This is a genomic window from Pseudomonas sp. PDM25 (assembly GCF_019219045.1).
Lineage (GTDB): Bacteria > Pseudomonadota > Gammaproteobacteria > Pseudomonadales > Pseudomonadaceae > Aquipseudomonas.
In genome coordinates, this window is record NZ_JAHUWL010000009.1 from 160,601 (window position 1) to 175,920 (window position 15,320).

Annotated in this window: 12 protein-coding genes; 6 read left to right on the forward strand and 6 right to left on the reverse strand. The window is 60.8% G+C overall.

The window, feature by feature from the left end:
- Positions 1-7: 7 nt before the first annotated feature.
- From KW848_RS18780 to mnmC, 4 genes are all read right to left on the reverse strand, one after another.
- Entirely contained in the window at positions 8-1,198 is a 1,191-nt protein-coding gene (locus KW848_RS18780; protein WP_218537694.1) for an osmoprotectant NAGGN system M42 family peptidase, read from the reverse strand.
- Positions 1,199-1,390: 192 nt separating this feature from the next.
- Positions 1,391-3,139: an N-acetylglutaminylglutamine synthetase gene (gene ngg, locus KW848_RS18785; protein ID WP_218537695.1), complete on the reverse strand. Its 1,749-nt coding sequence runs from the start codon at positions 3,137-3,139 to the stop codon at positions 1,391-1,393.
- Between the two features lie 3 nt (positions 3,140-3,142).
- Positions 3,143-4,915, reverse strand: a complete 1,773-nt coding sequence (locus KW848_RS18790; protein ID WP_218537696.1) for an N-acetylglutaminylglutamine amidotransferase — start codon at positions 4,913-4,915, stop codon at positions 3,143-3,145.
- A gap of 124 nt (positions 4,916-5,039) precedes the next feature.
- Entirely contained in the window at positions 5,040-7,022 is a 1,983-nt protein-coding gene (mnmC, locus tag KW848_RS18795; RefSeq protein ID WP_218537697.1) for a bifunctional tRNA (5-methylaminomethyl-2-thiouridine)(34)-methyltransferase MnmD/FAD-dependent 5-carboxymethylaminomethyl-2-thiouridine(34) oxidoreductase MnmC, read from the reverse strand.
- Positions 7,023-7,360: 338 nt separating this feature from the next.
- On the opposite strand from mnmC, the gene pap reads away from it, so the two are divergent.
- Positions 7,361-8,884: a polyphosphate:AMP phosphotransferase gene (pap, locus tag KW848_RS18800; RefSeq protein ID WP_218537698.1), complete on the forward strand. Its 1,524-nt coding sequence runs from the start codon at positions 7,361-7,363 to the stop codon at positions 8,882-8,884.
- Positions 8,885-8,985: 101 nt separating this feature from the next.
- Positions 8,986-10,170 (forward strand): thiolase family protein, encoded by a 1,185-nt coding sequence (locus KW848_RS18805; protein WP_218537699.1) that lies wholly within the window; start codon positions 8,986-8,988, stop codon positions 10,168-10,170.
- 122 nt (positions 10,171-10,292) lie between these two features.
- On the opposite strand, the gene KW848_RS18810 is transcribed toward KW848_RS18805, so the two are convergent.
- The gene (locus KW848_RS18810; protein WP_111452406.1) at positions 10,293-10,487 is read right to left on the reverse strand and encodes a DUF6316 family protein; all 195 of its coding nucleotides are present in this window, start codon (positions 10,485-10,487) and stop codon (positions 10,293-10,295) included.
- Between the two features lie 211 nt (positions 10,488-10,698).
- Here KW848_RS18810 and KW848_RS18815 point away from each other — a divergent pair, with 211 nt between their 5' ends.
- Positions 10,699-11,658, forward strand: coding sequence for a DMT family transporter (locus KW848_RS18815; RefSeq protein ID WP_218537700.1), 960 nt, complete (start codon positions 10,699-10,701; stop codon positions 11,656-11,658).
- A 104-nt stretch (positions 11,659-11,762) separates the two neighbouring features.
- Here the strand turns inward: KW848_RS18815 and KW848_RS18820 are convergent, their stop codons facing one another.
- A complete protein-coding gene (locus KW848_RS18820) occupies positions 11,763-13,157 on the reverse strand; it encodes a class II fumarate hydratase (protein ID WP_218537701.1) in 1,395 nt (464 codons plus the stop codon).
- Between the two features lie 193 nt (positions 13,158-13,350).
- On the opposite strand from KW848_RS18820, the gene KW848_RS18825 reads away from it, so the two are divergent.
- From KW848_RS18825 to KW848_RS18835, 3 genes are all read left to right on the forward strand, one after another.
- Entirely contained in the window at positions 13,351-13,875 is a 525-nt protein-coding gene (locus KW848_RS18825; protein WP_033055281.1) for a DUF2059 domain-containing protein, read from the forward strand.
- Between the two features lie 12 nt (positions 13,876-13,887).
- Positions 13,888-14,187 carry a BolA family transcriptional regulator gene (locus KW848_RS18830; RefSeq protein WP_008151216.1) on the forward strand — a complete coding sequence of 100 codons (300 nt, stop codon included), beginning with the start codon at positions 13,888-13,890 and terminating at the stop codon, positions 14,185-14,187.
- 182 nt (positions 14,188-14,369) lie between these two features.
- Positions 14,370-15,311, forward strand: a complete 942-nt coding sequence (locus KW848_RS18835; RefSeq protein WP_218537702.1) for a rhodanese-related sulfurtransferase — start codon at positions 14,370-14,372, stop codon at positions 15,309-15,311.
- Positions 15,312-15,320: the final 9 nt, after the last annotated feature.

Genomic DNA, 15,320 nt, shown 5'->3' on the forward strand with positions numbered 1-15,320 from the left:
GTCAGAGTCAGGTATCCGACCGCTGCCCCACCAGGCTATCCACCGACGGCACCCGCGTATCGCTTTCCATCTGCGTCTCATGTTCGAGCTGATGACTGAACCGGTCCAGCGACCCCTTGGCAGGTTGTGCATCGCTGGCAAACACCGGCGGACTCAGAATGTAGGCGCCGAGCAATCGACTGAGCGCAGCGAGGCTGTCGATGTGGGTGCGTTCGTAGCCATGGGTGGCGTCGCAGCCGAAGGCGAGCAGGGCGGTGCGAATGTCATGCCCGGCGGTGACCGCCGAATGGGCATCGCTGAAGTAATAGCGGAACAGGTCGCGGCGTACCGGTAATTCGTTGTCACTGGCCAGGCGCAGCAGATGCCGCGACAGGTGATAGTCGTAAGGTCCACCGGAATCCTGCATGGCCACGCTCACCGCGTGTTCGCTGGAATGCTGACCCGGCGCGACCGGGGCAATGTCGATGCCGACGAATTCGCTGACGTCCCACGGTAACGCCGCCGCCGCGCCGCTGCCGGTTTCCTCGGTAATGGTGAACAGCGGATGACAGTCGATCATCAGCTCCTGGCCGCTGTCGACAATCGCTTTGAGCGCCGCCAGCAATGCGGCAACGCCGGCCTTGTCATCGAGATGTCGGGCGCTGATGTGGCCGCTTTCGGTGAACTCCGGCAAAGGGTCGAAGGCGACAAAATCACCGACGCTGATCCCCAGCGAGTCGCAATCGGCACGCGTGGCGCAATAGGCGTCCAGGCGCAATTCGATGTGATCCCAACTGATCGGCATTTCATCCACGGCGGTATTGAACGCATGCCCGGAAGCCATCAGCGGCAGCACGCTGCCTCGAATCACGCCGTTGTCGGTAAACAGGCTGACCCGGCTGCCCTCGGCAAAACGGCTGGACCAGCAGCCGACGGGCGCCAGGGTCAGGCGACCGTTGTCCTTGATCGCGCGAACCGCTGCGCCGATGGTGTCGAGGTGAGCGGAGACCGCGCGGTCGGGACTGTTCTTCTTGCCCTTGAGGGTGGCGCGGATAGTGCCGCGGCGGGTCATCTCAAAGGGAATGCCCAGCTCTTCAAGCCGTTCGGCGACGTAACGCACGATGGTGTCGGTGAACCCGGTCGGGCTGGGAATGGCGAGCATTTCCAGCAGGACTTTTTGCAGGTAGTTCAGATCTGGTTCGGGAATGTTGCTGGTCATGGAAACTCCTGATGAGTTGAGGCCATCGATGGTTTCGATGAAGGGAAAGAATCTGCGGTGCCTGGACTGGCCCCTTCGCGAGCAAGTCGGATCGCCGCACCGCCGCTCCCACATTTGACCGCATTCCCCTGTGGGAGCGGCGGTGCGGCGATCCGACTTGCTCGCGAAGGCGTCAGCCCAGGCACTACATCACTAAGAGGCCGCCGGCTGACTGTGCGGAAACAACAAATCCACAAACCGTTCGGCCGTCGGCTGTGGTTCATGGTTGGCCAGGCCTGCGCGCTCATTGGCTTCGATAAACACATACTCCGGCTGATCGGCGGCAGGCACCATCAGGTCGAGCCCGACCATCGGAATGTCCAGCGCCCGCGCCGCTCGCACCGCCGCATCCACCAACGTCGGATGCAGGATCGCCGTGACATCCTCAAGAATCCCGCCGGTATGAAGATTCGCCGTACGCCGTACGAACAGATGCTCGCCCGCCGGCAGAATGCTGCTGTAGTCATAACCCGCAGCATTCAATGTGCGCTCGGTCTCGTGATCCAGCGGGATCTTGCTTTCACCGCTGGTAGCCGCCTGACGACGCCGGCTCTGCGCTTCGATCAGCGCACCGATGGAATGCTGACCATCGCCCACCACTTCTGCCGGACGGCGAATCGCCGCGGCGACCACCTCAAAACCGATTACCACAATTCGCAGATCGAGGCCTTCGTGGAAGCTCTCCAGCAGCACCCGACTGTCGAACTGGCGAGCGGACTCGATGGCTTGCTGGACCTCTTCGATGCTCCGTAAATCCACCGCGACGCCTTGGCCCTGTTCGCCATCCAGCGGCTTGACCACCACCCGTTCGTGCTCATCGAGAAACGCCAGATTGTCATCGGCATTGCCGGCCAGTTGCTGCGACGGCAGGTTCAAACCGGCGGCCTTGAGCACTTTGTGCGTCAGGCTTTTGTCCTGGCACAACGTCATGCTGATGGCGCTTGTCAGGTCGCTGAGGGATTCACGGCAACGTACGCGGCGACTGCCATGGATCAAGGTGAACAGACCGGCGTCGGCGTCATCGACTTGCACTTCGATGCCACGACGGTGCGCTTCCTCGACGATGATCCGTGCATAAGGATTGAACTCGGCTTCGGGGCCCGGGCCCAGAAACAACGGCTGATTGATGCAGTTCTTGCGCTTGATCGCGAAGGTCGACAGGTTGCGAAACCCCAGCTTGGCGTAAAGACTTTTCGCCTGCCGGTTGTCGTGCAGCACGGACAGGTCCAGGTAACTCAGCCCCCGGCTCATGAAGTGCTCGATCAAATGTCGCACCAGCACTTCACCGACACCCGGACGCGAACATTGCGGATCGACCGCCAGGCACCACAGGCTGCTGCCATTTTCCGGATCGTTGAACGCCTTGTGGTGATTGAGGCCCATGACGCTGCCGATGATCGCGCCGCTGTCCTCATCTTCGGCCAGCCAATAGACGGGCCCACCCTGATGACGTGGAGTCAGCAGACTCGCGTCGATCGCCAGCATGCCGCGCAACTGATACAGCTGATTGATCGCCTGCCAGTCCGCGTCGCTCTGGGCCCTGCGGATGCGAAAGCCGCGAAACACCCGAGTCGACTGGCGGTAATCGCTGAACCACAGGCGCAGGGTATCGGACGGGTCAAGAAACAACTGGGCCGGCTCCAGCCCCAGCACTTGCTGAGGCGCCGCCACGTACAGGGCGATGTCGCGTTCACCGGTGTGCTCGTTGAGCAGTTCTTGGGCCAGGCTCGCCGCATCCGGGAAGGTATGGCCGATCAGCAACCGGCCCCAACCGCAATGCACGGCGATCGGTGCGGCGCCCAATTCACTGCCGTCTTCGGCCAAGCGGGCCTGCAAGCGTTCGTAAGAGGGCGCCTGACCGCGCAACAAGCGTTGGCTGTAGGCCGTGGCATGGGGTTTCATCGATCAGATTCCTTGTTCGCTGAGCCACAGGTTCAGGGCCGCCAATTGCCACAGCTTGGAACCGCGCAACGGGGTCAATTGACCTTGTGGATCGGTCAGCAGGCGGTCGAGCATCTCCGGTTTGAACAAGCCGCGATCCTGACTCGGATCGAGCAGCAGTTCGCGCACCCAGTTCAGCGTATCGCCCTGCAAATGCTTCAGGCCCGGCACCGGGAAGTAACCTTTCTTGCGATCGATCACTTCACTCGGAATCACCAGCCGCGCCGCTTCTTTCAAGACTTGCTTGCCGCCATCCGGCAGTTTGAATTTGCCCGGTACGCGGGCCGACAATTCCACCAGGCGATAGTCGAGAAACGGTGTGCGCGCTTCCAGGCCCCAGGCCATGGTCATGTTGTCGACGCGTTTGACCGGGTCGTCCACCAGCATGATCGTGCTGTCCAGACGCAAGGCTTTGTCCACCGCTGCATCGGCGCCGGGCTGGGCGAAATGTTCCTTCACGAAGTCACCCGCGGCGTCATTCGCTGTCAGCCATTTCGGCTGCACGGTGGCGGCGTAGTCGTCGTAGCTACGGTCGAAAAACGCATCGCGATAGGCGGCGTACGGATCTTCGGCACCGTCGACTTGTGGGTACCAGTGATAACCGGCGAACAACTCGTCCGCGCCTTGGCCGCTCTGCACCACTTTGCAATGCTTGGCCACTTCGCGGGACAGCAGATAGAAGGCGATGCAGTCATGACTGACCATCGGTTCGCTCATGGCGCGGAACGCTGCGGGCAATTGCTCGATGATCTCTTTTTCGTCGATGCGCAATTGGTGATGCTGCGTGCCGTAGTGCTTGGCGATCAGGTCCGAATACTGGAACTCGTCGCCGCGCTCGCCGCCGGCATCCTGGAAACCGATGGAGAAGGTCGACAGGTTTTCAACACCGACTTCACGCAACAGACCGACCAGCAGGCTCGAATCGACACCGCCCGACAGCAGCACACCGACGTCGACTGCTGCACGTTGACGGATTGCCACCGCGTCACGGGTGCTGTCGAGTACACGGTCACGCCAGTCTTCGAGTGTCAGATTCATCTCGTCGGCGTGTGGGCCGTAAGGCAGGGTCCACCAGGTTTTCTGCTCGGTGGTGCCGTCCGCTTCGATGCGCATCCAAGTCGCCGGTGGCAGTTTCTCGATGCCGGCCAGCAAGGTGCGTGGGGCCGGAACCACGGCGTGGAAATTCAGATAATGATTCAGCGCCACCGGATCGAGGATCGGGTTGATGTCGCCGCCCTTGAGCAGCGCCGGCAGTGCCGAGGCAAAGCGCAGGCGCTGGCCGGTGCGCGACAGGTACAGCGGCTTCACGCCGAGACGGTCACGGGCGATGAACAGGCGTTGGGCATCGCGCTCCCAGATGGCGAAGGCGAACATGCCGTTGAGCTTGGGCAGCAAGGCTTCGCCCCAGGCGTGATAGCCCTTGAGCAGCACTTCGGTGTCGCCACCGGAATAGAAGGCATAACCGAGGCTTTCAAGCTCGGTGCGCAGTTCCGGGAAGTTGTAGATCGCGCCGTTGAAGGCCAGGGACAAGCCTAGTTGGTTGTCGATCATCGGCTGCGCCGAGCCGTCCGACAGGTCCATGATTTTCAGGCGACGGTGGCCCAGGGCAATCGGCCCTTGGGCATGAAAGCCCCATGCGTCAGGGCCGCGAGGGGCCAGGTGATGGGTGATTCGTTCAATGGCTGCAAGGTCTGCAGGTTGATGATCAAAACGTAACTCGCCAGCTAATCCGCACATAAATTCCTTACCGGTTTTTCCGTTGGGGAGGGTCAATCGGTACCGCGCCAAAAACGGCGGATACTCAGAAACTGACCCGGCTGAATCCCCGGAGTTTTAGACCGATAAGTTATAAGGCGCGCCGTCAGACTTTTCCGCGGACCAATTGGCGCACGGCGAAACGGTTGGGATGGCAGGCCTCGGCGACCGTTCTGGGCAAGGGCAGCGGTTCGTTTTCGAGCCATGCCGCGAGCAATTCACCCGACAGTGGCGCGGTGATCAAGCCGCGAGAACCATGACCGCTGTTGACGTAAAAACCCTCAAGCCAGGGGCAGGGAATGTTCGGGATTTGCCGGGCGTCCTTGCTCAGTACGGCATAGGCATCGGCGAAGGCCGCGGATTCGGCCAACGGGCCAACGATCGGCAGGTAGTCTGGGCTGGTGCAGCGGAACGCGGCGCGTCCTTCAAGCTGTTGCGGGTCCAGTGCCTGTGCATGCAGTCGCGTGGCCAGGTCGGGGGAGATTTCCTCGAGCAAGGCCAGGTTGCCGAGGTGTTCGGCGAGGGTCGGGGTCAGGTCATCGCTCTTGAAGTCGAAGCTGGCGCCGAGGGTGTGTTCGCCCAGTCGAGCCGGCGCCACATAGCCTTCGGCGCAGACGACGGTGGCCAGGCTCTGGCTTTCAGGGGTTTGCGCCAGTCGGGTGATCTGGCCACGAATGCGTTTGAGGGGCAGCTCGGCGCTTTGAGGGAAACGCTTGATCTCGGCGGCGCCGGCCAGGATCACCACGGGGGCACTGGCCAGCAAATCATCACCGTCCCAGGCCTGCCACTGATCATCAACCTTGCGCAGTTCCAGGACATCGCGATGGGGCAGCCACTGGATGTTCGCCGAAGACGCCTGCCAATGGCACAGCGCCGGCGGATGAACCCAACCACCTTCCGGGAAGAATAATCCGCCGTGCTCCAGGGCGATCCCGGCCTGAACCTGGGCTTGCGGTTGATCGAGCAGGTGCACCAGGTCTGGCGAAAAGGCGGCGGCCAATTGCGCTTGACGCTCGGCTTCCTTGGCGTTGAAGGCCAGTTGCAAGACTCCGCAATCGTCCCAGTCGACGCCCCGTTGCAGATGTTCAAGCAAGCGACGGGTATGACCGAAACCACTGACAATCAACTGCGACAACGCAGTGCCATGGGCCGAAAGCTTGAGGTACAGCACGCCCTGTGGATTGCCCGAGGCTTCCTGCGCCAGTGCATTGTGGCGCTCCAGCAGACTGACGTGCCAACCCCGCGCCGCCAGACTGGCGGCCGTGGCGCAACCGGCCAGGCCGGCGCCGATCACCAGTGCCCGACGTTCGCCGGTCAGTGGCGTCGGGCGCGTGAACCACGGTTTGGCCGCGGCGGGCGCCGGGACTTCTTCAGGCCAGCCGAGAAACACGCCCCGCAGGATTTCCCATTTGTGGCCGATGCCGGGCGTGCGCTTCATCTTGAAGCCCGCCGCATTCAGCAGACGGCGCACCCAACCGGTGCTGGTGAAGGTGCTGATGGTCGAGCCGGGGGCCGCCAGACGTGCCAGTTCGGCGAACAGCTCGGCGGTCCACATGTCAGGATTTTTCGCCGGGGCAAAACCGTCGAGAAACCAGGCGTCGATCTGCGCGTCGAGTTGTGGCAATTGTTCCAGCGCATCGCCGACCAGCAGGGTCAGGGTCACGCGGCCGTTGTCCAGCACCAGGCGCTGGAAGCCTGGGTGGATCGCGACGTATTGCGTCAGCAGTTGATCGGCAAACGGTTTGAGCTCCGGCCACAAGGCCAAGGCACGCTGCAGATCGGGCAGGCTCAGCGGGTACTTTTCGACACTGACAAAATGCAGCCGCGCCCCGGCCACCGCGTGCTGTTCGAACAGCTGCCAGGCGCAAAGGAAATTCAGCCCGGTGCCGAAACCGGTCTCGCCAATCACCAGCCGGCCGCCCGCAGGCAACGCGGCAAAGCGTTCACGCAAAGCGTTCTGTTCGAGGAATACGTAGCGGGTTTCGTCCAGCCCCGACAGGTCGGAGAAATACACATCATCGAACACCCGCGAACGCGGGAGCCCTTGGTCGTCCCAGTCGAGCTGGGCGTGGGGCAATACAGGTTTCATGGCAGGCTCGGCAACGGCAAGGCGGCCATTCTAGCCGATCGCCGGGGCGGTGCTTGATCCATGGCAAGTGCCACGTTGGAAGTGTCAGGGACAATCGCTGCTTTTGTGGAGAGGGAGCTTGTCGGATCGCCGCACCGTCCCGCTCGGGTGCGAAGCAGCCGCAAACGGGTTATCTGTGTACCTCCCGTGTGCAAGTTTGCCGATACCGGGACGGCTTCGCCGTCCAGCGGGAGCAAGCTCCCTCGCCACAGGTTTCATATCAGCCTCAAAAATGGGATTTCTCCCACGCAGGAGAGGTCAATCCGCTAGTCTTGCTCAATCCTGGAAGGAGCTGTCCCATGTTCGAATCCGCCGAAATCGGTCACGCCATCGACAAAGAAACCTACGACGCCGAAGAGCCGGCCCTGCGTGAAGCCTTGCTCGAAGCGCAGTTCGAACTGCACCAGCAGCGCCGCTTTCCGGTGATCATTCTGATCAATGGCATCGAAGGCGCCGGCAAGGGCGAGACGGTCAAGTTGCTCAACGAATGGATGGACCCACGCCTGATCGAGGTCCGCACGTTCGATCAGCAGACCGACGAAGAGCTGGCGCGGCCACCGGCCTGGCGCTACTGGCGGATGCTTCCGGCCAAGGGCCGCATGGGGATTTTCTTCGGCAACTGGTACAGCCAGATGCTGCAAGGCCGGGTTCATGGCTTGTTCAAGGACCCGGTGCTGGATCAGGTCATCAACCAATCCGAACGCTTTGAAAAAATGCTCTGCGACGAAGGCGCGTTGATCTTCAAGTTCTGGTTCCACCTCTCCAAGAAGCAAATGAAGGCGCGGCTCAAGGCCCTGGCGGATGACCCGCTGCACAGTTGGCGCATCAGTCCGCTGGACTGGCAACAATCGCAAACCTACGACAAATTCGTGAAATACGGCGAGCGCGTGTTGCGCCGTACCAGCCGCGACTATGCGCCTTGGCATGTGATCGAAGGGGTGGACCCTCATTACCGCAGCCTGGCAGTGGGCAAGATCCTGCTCGAAGGCCTGCAAAATGCTCTGAAGCGTGCCGAGGTCCATCCCGACAAGGTCAATGCCGCGCCGTTGCCCATCCATGTCGATCAACTGAACCTGCTCGACAGCCTGGATTTGACCCAGCACCTGGACAAGGACGATTACGAAGAACAATTGATTACCGAACAGGCACGATTCTCCGGTCTGATGCGCGACAAACGCATGCGTCGACACGCCTTGGTGGCGGTGTTCGAGGGCAATGATGCGGCAGGCAAGGGCGGGGCGATCCGCCGGGTCGCGGCAGCCCTCGATCCACGCCAGTACAGCATCGTGCCGATCGCCGCACCCACCGAAGAAGAACGTGCGCAGCCTTATCTGTGGCGGTTCTGGCGACACATTCCGGCCAAGGGCAAGTTCACGATGTTCGATCGTTCGTGGTACGGGCGGGTGCTGGTGGAACGCGTCGAAGGCTTCTGCCCGCCGACTGACTGGTTGCGGGCCTACAGTGAAATCAATGATTTTGAAGAGCTGATCGCCGAGGCCGGGGTGATCGTGGTCAAGTTCTGGCTGGCCATCGACAAGCAGACACAACTGGAGCGCTTCCAGGCGCGGGAAGAAATTCCCTTCAAGCGTTTCAAGATCACCGAAGATGACTGGCGCAATCGTGATAAATGGGACGACTACCGCGCGGCGGTCGGTGACATGGTCGATCGCACCAGCACCGAGATCTCGCCCTGGACGCTGGTGGAAGCCAATGACAAGCGCTGGGCGCGGGTCAAAGTCCTGCGCACCATCAATCTGGCGCTGGAAGAGGCGTTCGAAAAGTCCGATAAGCACGACAGGAAAGTGAAGCAGCACAAGAAGTGAGCGATGGTTACGCATACGCGGGGTGAATGATTGTCGCGGTCGGTAATGCAGTGGACTTATGCTCGGTCCACTCCCAACCGACAACAACAATGAGGTATGCCATGCGTGAAGTGGTGATCGTCGACAGCGTGCGGACCGGCCTGGCCAAGTCCTTTCGCGGCAAGTTCAACCTGACCCGCCCGGACGACATGGCGGCCCATTGCGTCAATGCGCTGCTGGCACGCTCGGGCATCGATCCGGCCAGCGTCGAGGACTGTATCGTCGGCGCCGGTTCCAACGAAGGTGGCCAGGGCTTCAACATCGGTCGCAACATCGCGGTGCTGTCGCGCCTGGGCACCGGCACTGCCGGGATGACCCTCAACCGTTTTTGCTCCTCGGGCTTGCAGGCGATCGCCATCGCGGCCAACCAGATTGCTTCGGGTTGCAGCGACATCATCGTTGCCGGTGGCGTCGAGTCCATCAGCCTGACCATGAAAAGCATCAACACCGACAACCTGATCAATCCGCTGCTGAAAGAGCGGGTGCCCGGTATCTATTTCCCGATGGGCGAGACGGCTGAAATCGTCGCTCGTCGTTACGACGTCACTCGTGAAGAACAGGATCTGTACGCGCTGCAAAGTCAGCAACGTACTGCCCAGGCACAGGCCGATAGATTGTTCGACGACGAAATCGTGCCGATGGCGGTGAAGTATCGGGTTGAAGACAAGGCCACCGGTCAGGTGCAGATCCTTGACGGCATCGTCGATCACGATGACTGCAATCGCCCGGGCACCACCCTGGAAAGCCTGGCGGGATTGAAACCGGTGTTTGCCGAAGACGGTTCGGTGACAGCGGGCAATTCTTCGCAGTTGTCCGATGGCGCGTCGATGACACTGGTGATGAGCCTGGAAAAAGCACTGCAACTGGGGTTGAAACCCAAGGCGTTCTTCCGTGGTTTCACCGTGGCGGGGTGCGAGCCGGATGAAATGGGCATCGGCCCGGTGTTTTCGGTGCCGAAGTTGCTCAAGGCCAAGGGATTGCGGATTTCCGACATTGATCTGTGGGAACTCAACGAAGCGTTTGCGTCCCAATGCCTGTACAGCCGCATTCGGCTGGAGATCGATAACGACAAGTACAACGTCAATGGCGGCTCGATTTCCATCGGCCATCCGTTCGGCATGACCGGCTCGCGTCAGGTCGGGCATCTGGTGCGTGAATTGCAGCGCCGCAACGTGCGTTACGGCATCGTCACCATGTGTGTGGGTGGCGGGATGGGGGCGACCGGGTTGTTTGAAGCTGTGCGTTAAATCCGGAAGATTTTTGTTGCCTGGTTAATCGCCTTCGCGAGCAAGCCCGCTCCCACAGGGATCTAGTGTGCGGCATAGATCCAATGTGGGAGCGGGCTTGCTCGCGAAGGCCGCGCCGCGGTCTATAAGCTCATCCGCAAAACCAGCATCCGCTCAATGTAAGCCTGTACCTCCCGCGCCAACTTCTCCGGATTTTCAAACGGCCCCTCAAGGGTGTTTTCCCGGGTGCTGAAATACAACTCCCCATTCACACGACACATCCGGTCACAGCGAAAGTGAGTGGCGGGGGCATTGTCCTGGGCGCGCTTGCCGTACATGGCGATCTCCTGAGGAATGTACCTGTTGGCGAATCCCATGAGCTTATGCATGAACCACTTGCAACGCCTGGCCAACCGATCGACGGCATAGCGCCAATTTAATGGTGCGACCTGCACAGTTTCATTCGCGGCCAACGCCCAACTGTCCCTGTGTGCCGAACCGCTCTAAGCCTAGAATGACCGTTCTTGCTACTTGGCTTTGGGGTTCGCAATGCACATTTCATCGGGTCGCTGGGTTTACGGTCTGTTCCTGGCCTTGGTGACCGCGTTGCTGTGGGGAATCCTGCCAATCAAACTCAAGCAAGTGCTGCTGGTGATGGACCCGGTGACGGTGACCTGGTTTCGCCTGATCGTGTCGGGCGGCTGCCTGTTCATTTATCTGGCGGCGACCAAACGCCTGCCGAGCCGCAAGGTACTCGGGCCGCGTGGTGGCTGGTTAGTGGTGATGGCGGTGCTCGGCCTGGTGGGCAACTACGTGCTGTACCTGATGGGCCTGAACCTGCTGAGCCCCGGCACCGCGCAACTGGTGGTGCAGATGGGCCCGATCATGTTGTTGATCGCCAGTCTGTTTGTGTTCAAGGAACGATTCAGCGTGGGGCAGGGGATTGGCCTGCTGGTGCTGTTGATCGGCTTTGCCCTGTTTTTCAATCAGCGGCTGGCCGAGCTGCTGACCTCGCTGACCGATTACACCGCCGGCGTGCTGTTGGTGCTGTTGGCGTCCACGGTCTGGACGTTCTACGCCTTGGGCCAGAAGCAATTGCTCACGGTGTGGAATTCGCTGCAGGTGATGATGGTGATCTACCTGTTCTGCGCGCTGTTGCTGACGCCGTGGGTGCATCCGCTGGAAGCGCTGCAACTGAGCCCGCTGCAAGGCTGGCTACTGCTGGCGTGCTGCATGAACACCCTGATCGCCTATGGCGCGTTTGCCGAGGCCCTGGCGCACTGGGAGGCATCGCGGGTCAGTGCGACGCTGGCGATTACGCCGTTGGTGACGTTTGCTGCGGTGGCTGTGGCCGCGTGGATGTGGCCGGACTATGTGCATGCCGAGACGATCAATGGTCTGGGTTATGGCGGGGCGGTGCTGGTGGTGCTGGGATCGGCGCTGGTGGCGTTGGGGCCGTCGTTGATTGCGGGGCTCAGGGCTCGGCGGGTTCGGGTGGCGGCCAGTTAGACCGCGTTATCGTTCTTCGCGGGCAAGCCACGCTCCCACAGGAAAATGCGATCCAATGTGGGAGCGAGCCTGCTCGCGAAGCGATCTGATGGTCGCTACAAAGCTTAACCCTTGGCGCCAGCCTCCAGCATATTCTCCGGCCTTACCCACGCATCAAACTCTTCATCCGTCAGATACCCCAATTGCAACGCCGCCTCACGCAGGGTCAGCCCTTCTGCGTAAGCCTTCTTGGCGATTTCCGCCGATTTGTCATAACCAATGTGCGGATTCAGCGCTGTCACCAACATCAACCCACGCTCCAGATGTTCAGCCATTTTCTCTGCATCCGGTTCCAGGCCGGCGATGCAATGCTGCTGGAAGTTGCTGCAGCCATCTCCGAGCAAGCGGATCGATTGAAGCAGGTTGTGGATGATCACCGGTTTGAACACGTTCAGTTGCAGGTGCCCCTGACTTGCGGCAAAACCAATGGCGACGTCGTTGCCCAATACCTGACACGCCAGCATCGACAGGGCTTCGCACTGAGTGGGATTGACCTTGCCCGGCATGATCGAGCTGCCCGGTTCGTTGGCCGGCAGTTTGACTTCGGCGAAGCCTGCTCGCGGCCCGGAGCCCAGCAGGCGCAGGTCGTTGGCGATTTTCATCAGGGTCACGGCGAGGGTTTTCAACGCGCCGGACAGCGTGGTCAGCGGCTCGTGGCCAGCCAGGGCGGCGAATTTATTGGGTGCGGTGACGAACGGCAGGCCGGAGAGGGCGGCCAGCTCGGCAGCGATGGCTTCGCCAAAACCGTGGGGCGAGTTCAACCCGGTGCCGACCGCGGTGCCGCCCTGGGCCAGTTCACAGACGGCCGGCAGCGCGCTGCGGATCGCCCGCTCGGCGTAATCCAGTTGCGCGATGAACGCCGACAGTTCCTGGCCGAAGGTGATCGGTGTCGCGTCCATCATGTGGGTGCGGCCGGTCTTGACCAGTTTCATGTGTCGCGCGGACAGCTCGGCCAATCCGCCCGACAGTTCGCTGATCGCCGGCAACAATTGCTGTTGCACTGCCTGGGCTGCCGCGATGTGCATGGCGGTCGGGAAACAGTCGTTGGAACTCTGGGAGCGATTGACGTGATCGTTAGGGTGAACCGGCGACTTGCCGCCACGAGCATTGCCGGCCAGTTCGTTGGCGCGACCGGCGATCACTTCGTTGACGTTCATGTTGCTCTGGGTGCCGCTGCCGGTCTGCCAGACCACCAGCGGGAACTGTTCGTCATGGCTGCCGTCGAGCACTTCGTCGGCGGCCTGTTCGATCAGCCGGGCGATGTCGGCGGGCAGGTCACCGTTGCGGTCATTGACCCGCGCCGCGGCTTTCTTGATCAGCGCCAGGGCATGCAGCACCGCCAGCGGCATTTTTTCGTTGCCGATGGCGAAGTTAATCAGCGAGCGTTGCGTCTGAGCGCCCCAGTAGGCTTCATCCGGGACTTCCACCTGGCCAAGGCTGTCGGTTTCGATACGGCTCATCATGCACACTCCTGTAGGTCTGATAGCGCAGTTTAGGCCGTGATCGCCGGCCGTGGTTCCATCAGTCTGTTTTTTGACCGTTCAACCCCTCTAAATCAGGCCCGACAAGGCTTGGGGTTGAGTGACACACTTTTTTAGGTGCAGAATGGTCGCCCTTGGGGTAATGACCTCGCCTGCTAGAAAAGGAAACTCGATGACTCGTCTTCGTGCCATCTGTACCGCGGTTGCACTGGTTTGCGCCAGCGGCCCTGTTTTTGCCGATACCGCCAGCCACAACGCCAGTGCCGAAGCTTTCCTGACCCTGGCGCACGCTGACAAATTGGGCACTCCGGTGTACATGCAAGTGCAGCAAATGTTCGCTCAGCGTTTTGAACAGACCAAAGCCCCTGAATCGAAGAAGGCCTTGCTGGAAACCTACCAGGCCAAAGCCAACGCCGCGCTGGACCAAGCTATTGGCTGGAACAAGCTGAAGCCGGACATGGTCAAGCTCTACACCACCAACTTCAGCGAATCCGAGCTGAAAGACCTGGTCGCGTTCTACCAGTCGCCGCTGGGCAAGAAAGTCCTGGAAAAAATGCCGCAGCTGACTCAGCAATCGGCCCAGATGACTCAAGCCAAGCTGGAAAGCGCCGTGCCTGTGGTCAACAAACTGCTGGCTGACATGACCGCCGAGCTGGAGCCTAAAGGCGCCGCCGCTCCTGCCAAGAAAAAGCCTTAAGCGGAGTTCGGTATGACCATGCAACAACGCATCGAATCGACGCTGGGCCTGTTGCAGCCGCAGCATCTGCAAGTGCTGGATGAAAGCCACATGCACAGCCGTGGGTTGCAGACCCACTTCAAGGCCGTGGTGGTCAGCCAGCAGTTCGAAGGGCTCAACCGCGTCAAGCGTCACCAGAAAGTCTACGGCACGCTCGGCGAGCTGATGGGCGAGTTCCATGCGTTGGCGCTGCATACCTACACGCCAGAGGAATGGGCACAGATCGACGCGGCTCCGGCCTCGCCGACCTGTGCCGGTGGCAGCAAACATTAAGATCTGCCACCTGTAGGAGCACGGCTTGCCGGCGATGGCGATCTTGAATACGCCATCGCCGGCAAGCCGCGCTCCTACAGGAGGGGTTATTTTTGTTAGACTGCACAACGCGCCGCTCCCCGGCGCGTTTTTTTTCGCATCCGGTTCACCCCTTACGAGGGTAGCCACCTGGAGAATTACCCATGACACAACAGATTGTCGTGGCGGCACTGTATAAGTTCGTCACCCTGGAAGATTACGTCGCCCTGCGCGAGCCGCTGCTGCAAGCGATGGTCGACAACGGCATCAAAGGCACGCTGCTGATCGCCGAAGAAGGCATCAACGGCACCGTGTCGGGCAGCCGCGAAGGCATTGACGGGCTGATGGCCTGGCTCAAGAACGACCCGCGCATGGACGACATCGACCACAAAGAGTCGTACTGCGACGACCAGCCGTTCTATCGCACCAAAGTCAAACTCAAGAAAGAAATCGTCACCCTCGGCGTCGAAGGCGTGGACCCGAACAAAAAGGTCGGCACCTACGTCGATCCAGAGAACTGGAACGCCCTGATCAGCGACCCGGAAGTGCTGTTGATCGACACCCGCAACGACTACGAAGTCTCGATCGGCACCTTCGAAGGCGCCATCGACCCGAAGACCACCAGTTTTCGCGAATTCCCCGATTACATCAAAGCCAATTTCGACCCGGCCGTGCACAAGAAAGTCGCGATGTTCTGCACCGGCGGCATTCGTTGTGAAAAGGCGTCGAGCTACATGCTCAGCCAGGGCTTCGACGAGGTCTATCACCTCAAGGGCGGCATTCTGAAGTACCTCGAAGAGGTGCCGCAGGAAGAAACCAAATGGCAGGGCGACTGCTTCGTGTTCGACAACCGCGTGACCGTGCGCCACGACCTCAGCGAAGGCGACTACGATCAATGTCATGCCTGTCGTACACCGATCAGCGCCTCCGACCGCACATCCGAGCACTACGTGGCCGGCATCAGTTGCCCGCATTGCTGGGATAAGCTGAGCGAGAAGACCCGTCGCAGTGCCATCGACCGGCAAAAGCAGATCGAACTGGCCAAGGCTCGCAACCTGCCTCACCCGATCGGTTACAACTACAAGCAAACTCCTTCCGAGGCTTGAACCATGTCT

Coding starts and splice junctions, on each gene's coding strand:
- KW848_RS18780 (WP_218537694.1), bottom strand. CDS start 1,198: ATGACCAGCAACATTCCCGAACCAGATCTGAACTACCTGCAAAAAGTC.
- ngg (WP_218537695.1), bottom strand. CDS start 3,139: ATGAAACCCCATGCCACGGCCTACAGCCAACGCTTGTTGCGCGGTCAG.
- KW848_RS18790 (WP_218537696.1), bottom strand. CDS start 4,915: ATGTGCGGATTAGCTGGCGAGTTACGTTTTGATCATCAACCTGCAGAC.
- mnmC (WP_218537697.1), bottom strand. CDS start 7,022: ATGAAACCTGTATTGCCCCACGCCCAGCTCGACTGGGACGACCAAGGG.
- pap (WP_218537698.1), top strand. CDS start 7,361: ATGTTCGAATCCGCCGAAATCGGTCACGCCATCGACAAAGAAACCTAC.
- KW848_RS18805 (WP_218537699.1), top strand. CDS start 8,986: ATGCGTGAAGTGGTGATCGTCGACAGCGTGCGGACCGGCCTGGCCAAG.
- KW848_RS18810 (WP_111452406.1), bottom strand. CDS start 10,487: ATGTACGGCAAGCGCGCCCAGGACAATGCCCCCGCCACTCACTTTCGC.
- KW848_RS18815 (WP_218537700.1), top strand. CDS start 10,699: ATGCACATTTCATCGGGTCGCTGGGTTTACGGTCTGTTCCTGGCCTTG.
- KW848_RS18820 (WP_218537701.1), bottom strand. CDS start 13,157: ATGAGCCGTATCGAAACCGACAGCCTTGGCCAGGTGGAAGTCCCGGAT.
- KW848_RS18825 (WP_033055281.1), top strand. CDS start 13,351: ATGACTCGTCTTCGTGCCATCTGTACCGCGGTTGCACTGGTTTGCGCC.
- KW848_RS18830 (WP_008151216.1), top strand. CDS start 13,888: ATGACCATGCAACAACGCATCGAATCGACGCTGGGCCTGTTGCAGCCG.
- KW848_RS18835 (WP_218537702.1), top strand. CDS start 14,370: ATGACACAACAGATTGTCGTGGCGGCACTGTATAAGTTCGTCACCCTG.